Source organism: Acidovorax sp. KPB24-07 (genome assembly GCF_057543315.1).
In genome coordinates this window covers 1-4236 of the sequence record NZ_BAAJYS010000295.1, presented here as the reverse complement: position 1 = coordinate 4236, position 4236 = coordinate 1, and the positions used below count along the sequence as shown (strand labels likewise).

Sequence of the window (4236 nt, the reverse complement as noted above, 5' to 3'; positions counted from 1 at the left end):
CTGCTGCTCGGCCTGGCGGATGTCGGGGCGCCGCGTGAGCAGGTCGGACGGCAGGCCCGCCGGCAGCGCCGGCATGGCGGGGGCGTCGGCCAGGCGCGACACCGTGGTGCCCAGGCTGTCGCGGATGTCCTGCGGCAGGGGCTGGCCCAGCAGCAGGGCCAGGGCGTTCTCGTCCTGCATGCGCTGGCGCCGCTGCTGCGCATAGGTGGCGCGGGCGGCCTGCGCCAGGCCTTCCGCCTGGCTGTTGTCCAGCTCGGAACTCACGCCGTTTTCCAGGCGCAGGCGCGTCAGCTTGACCGACTCTTCGCGCGTGCCCAGCGTGCGGCGCGAAATGTCGAGCAGTTCCTCGTCGGCCAGCAGGTTGAACCAGGCGGTGGCGACGGACGACACCAGGCTCAGCTGGGTGGACCGGCGGGCCTCCTCGGTGGCGAAATACTGCGCCAGGGCCTGCTCCTTCAAGGCGGCGATGCGCCCGAAGAAGTCGATTTCCCAGGCCGAAACCGCCAGGCCGACCTGGTAGCTGTTGGCATACGAACGCGTGGTCGTGTCGGGCTGGCGCGTCGCGTTGACGGCGGCGTTCACCGTGGGGAACTGGCCGGCGCGCTGGATCTGGAACTGCGCGCGGGCCTGCTCGATGTTGAGCGCGGCCACGCGCAGGTCGCGGTTGTTTTCCAGCGCGATGGCGATCAGCGTCTGCAGGCGTGCATCGGCGAAGTATTCCTTCCAGTCGATGTCCGCGGCGGCCTTGGCCGTTTCGGCGCCGCCGGCGGCCGCGGCGTTGGGGAACGCCTGCGGCACCGGAGCGGCGGGCCGCTCGTAGGTCGGTATGAAGCTGCAGCCTGCCAGCACGGCAGCGGCAGCCACCACGCTCAGCAGGGGGCGTGCGATGCGCGCACTAGCGCGCAGGGACGATGGATGGGGCATGGGGGTCTCCAGCGGATCGGTCGTCATTCAAGGTTTTCCGTGGCATGGCGGTGCTGGACCTGCTTGGCGTCGTGCTCCTGCTGGCGCTTGCTGCCCTTGAAGAAGGTGCGCACCAGCACGAAGAACACGGGCACGAAGACCACGGCCAGCACGGTGCCGGTGATCATCCCGCCGATCACGCCGGTACCGATGGCACGCTGGCTGGCCGAGCTGGCGCCCGAGGCGATGAACAGCGGCACCACGCCCAGCGTGAATGCCAGCGAGGTCATGATGATCGGCCGGAAACGCAGGTGGGCGGCTTCGAGGGCGGCCTCCAGTGCGCTCTTGCCCTCTGCCTGCAGGTCCTTGGCGAACTCCACGATCAGGATCGCGTTCTTCGCCGACAGGCCGATGATGGTCACCAGGCCGATCTGGAAGTACACGTCGTTCGACAGCCCGCGCATCAGCGTGGCCAGCAGCACGCCGAGCACGCCCAGCGGCACCACCAGCAGCACCGACACGGGAATCGTCCAGCTTTCATACAGCGCGGCCAGGCACAGGAACACCGCCAGCAGCGAGAAGGCGTAGAGGATCATGGCCTGGGAGCCGGCGAGCTTTTCCTCGCGGGACTGGCCCGTCCACTCGAAGCCGAAGCCGGGCGGCAGCTGGCCGGCCAGGCGCTCCATCTCGTTCATCGCATCGCCGGTGGTGAAGCCGGGGCCGGCATCGCCCGCGATCTTGATGGACGGGTAGCCGTTGTAACGCACCGTCTGCATCGCGCCCGTGATCCAGCGCGTGGTGGCGAAGGTCGACAGCGGCACCGTCTGGCCCTGGCTGTTCACGACCGGCAGGTCCAGCACCGATTCCGGGCGCATCCGCGCGGCGGCGTCGGCTTGCACCACCACGCGCTGCAGGCGGCCCTTGTTCGGGAAGTCGTTGATGTAGCTCGAACCCAGCGCGGTCGAGAGCGCCGCGCTGATGCTGTCGAAGCCGATGCCCAGGGCGTTGGCCTTGTCGCGGTCGATGTCGATCTGCATCTGCGGCGCATCTTCCATGCCGTCGGGGCGCACGCCCGCGAGGACTTTGCTCTGCCCGGCCATGCCGAGCAGCTGGTTGCGTGCCCCCAGCAGCGCTTCGTGCCCCTGGCCCGCGCGGTCCTGCAGCCGGAAGTTGAAGCCGGTGCCCGTTCCCAATTCGGGAATGGGCGGCGGGCTCAGCGCGAAGATGAAGGCATCGCGGATGCTGGAGAGGGCGCCGAAGGCGCGGCCGGCCACGGCCGAGGCCGCGTGTTCGGCGCCAGAGCGCTCGCTCCAGTCCTTCAGGATCACGAAGGCCAGGCCCGCGTTCTGGCCCTGGCCGGAGAACGAGAAGCCCGCCACGGTCACGATGTTCTCGACCTCGGGTTGCTTGAGCATGTAGCCCTCGACCTGCTTGAGCACCTCGCTGGTCCGCGACTGCGCGGCGCCGGGCGGCAGCTGCACGTTGGTGATGATGTAGCCCTGGTCTTCGTTGGGCAGGAACGAGGTCGGCAGGCGCATGAACACCACCGCCACCGCGCCGATCAGCGCGAGGTACACGATCATCATGCGGCCGCCGCGGCGCAGCATCTTGCTCAGGCCGCTTTCATAGCCGTGCGTGGCGTTCTTGAACGAACGGTTGAACCAGCCGAAGAAGCCTTTCTTCTCGGCATGGTGCTCGGGATCGATCGGCTTGAGCAGCGTGGCGCACAGGGCCGGCGTGAGCGACAGAGCGAGGAACGCCGAGAAGGCGATCGACGTGGCCATCGTGGCCGCGAACTGGCGGTAGATGTTGCCGGTGGAGCCGGCGAAGAACGCCAGCGGCACGAACACCGAGATCAGCACCACGGTCACGCCGATCACGGCGCCCGAGATCTGACCCATGGCCTTGCGGGTGGCCTGCAGCGGCGGCAGGCCTTCCTCGGCCATGATCCGTTCGACGTTCTCCACCACCACGATGGCATCGTCCACCACGATCCCGATCACCAGCACCATGCCGAACATGGTCAGCACGTTGATCGAAAAGCCCATGGCCATCAGCACGCCGAAGGTGCCCAGCAGCGCCACCGGCACCACGATGGTCGGGATGATGGTGTAGCGGAAGTTCTGCAGGAACAGGAACATCACGATGAACACCAGCACCACGGCTTCGATCAGCGTGTGCACCACCTTCTCGATCGAGACGGACACGAACTTGGAGGTGTCGTACGGCACCACGTAGTTCACGCCCTGCGGGAAGAACTTCTTGAGCTCTTCCAGCTTGGCCTTCACCGCCTTGGCCGTGGCCAGGGCATTCGCAGACGGCGTGGGCTGCACGCCCAGGCCCACGGCGTCCTTGCCGTTCAGGCGCGCGCTGGTGTTGTAGCTCTGCGAGCCCAGCTCGATGCGGGCCACGTCCCTGAGGCGGACGGCCGAGCCGTCCGTGTTGGCGCGCAGCACGATGCGGCCGAACTCTTCGGCCGACGACAACTGGCCCTGCACCACGATGGTGGCCGCCACGGGCTGGCCCGTCTCGGCCGGCAGATCGCCCAGGTTACCGGCGGACACCTGTGCGTTCTGCGCGCGGATGGCGGCGTTGACCTGGTCGAGCGACAGGTTGAAGCCCTTGAGCTTGGCCGGGTCCACCCAGATCCGCATGGCACGTTCCGAGCCGAACTGCGTGAGCGTGCCCACGCCAGCCACGCGCTGCAGTTCGGGAACCACGTTGCGCGCCGCATAGTCGTTCAGCGCCTCGATGCTCACGTCGGGGCTTTCCGTCGTGAGCATGGCGAACATCAGGAAGTTGGAGCGCGACTGCTCCACGCGCACGCCCTGCTGGGTCACGGCGCTCGGCAGCCGCGGCGTGGCGCGAGAGAGCCGGTTCTGCACGTCCACCTGCGCGAGGTCGGCATTGGTGCCGGGCTCGAAGCTCAGCACGATGCTGCCGGTGCCGTTGGCCTGGCTGGTCGTCTCGACGTAGGCCAGGCCGCTCGCACCGTTCATCTCGCGCTCGATGACGGCCAGCACGCTGTCCTCCAGCGTCTGGGCGTTGGCGCCAGGGTAGGCCACCGACACCTGGATGGTCGGCGGCGCGACGGCGGGGTACTGCGCGATCGGCAGCCGCGTGATGGAGATGGCCCCCATCACGATGATGAAAATGGTGATCACCCACGCGAAGATGGGGCGCTCGATGAAGAACTTGGCCATGTGCCGCGCTCCTTCTTATGGCTTGGCCGGGGCGGCAGCGGAAGCGGCGGACGCAGCGGGAGCCGCCGCAGAGGCGGGCGCACCGGGCGCCGCGGCGCCAGCGCCGCCGGCCTGCCAGGCCACGGCTGCA

General features: G+C 68.3%; 2 protein-coding genes. Both read right to left on the bottom strand.

The features are described from left to right. A partial coding sequence (locus tag AC27IQ_RS19590; protein WP_487090479.1) for an efflux transporter outer membrane subunit occupies window positions 1-924 on the bottom strand: 924 nt, incomplete at its 3' end. Window positions 925-947: 23 nt separating this feature from the next. Then, complete coding sequence (locus AC27IQ_RS19585; protein ID WP_284430988.1) at window positions 948-4106, bottom strand: efflux RND transporter permease subunit; 3159 nt, start codon at window positions 4104-4106, stop codon at window positions 948-950. Window positions 4107-4236: the final 130 nt, after the last annotated feature.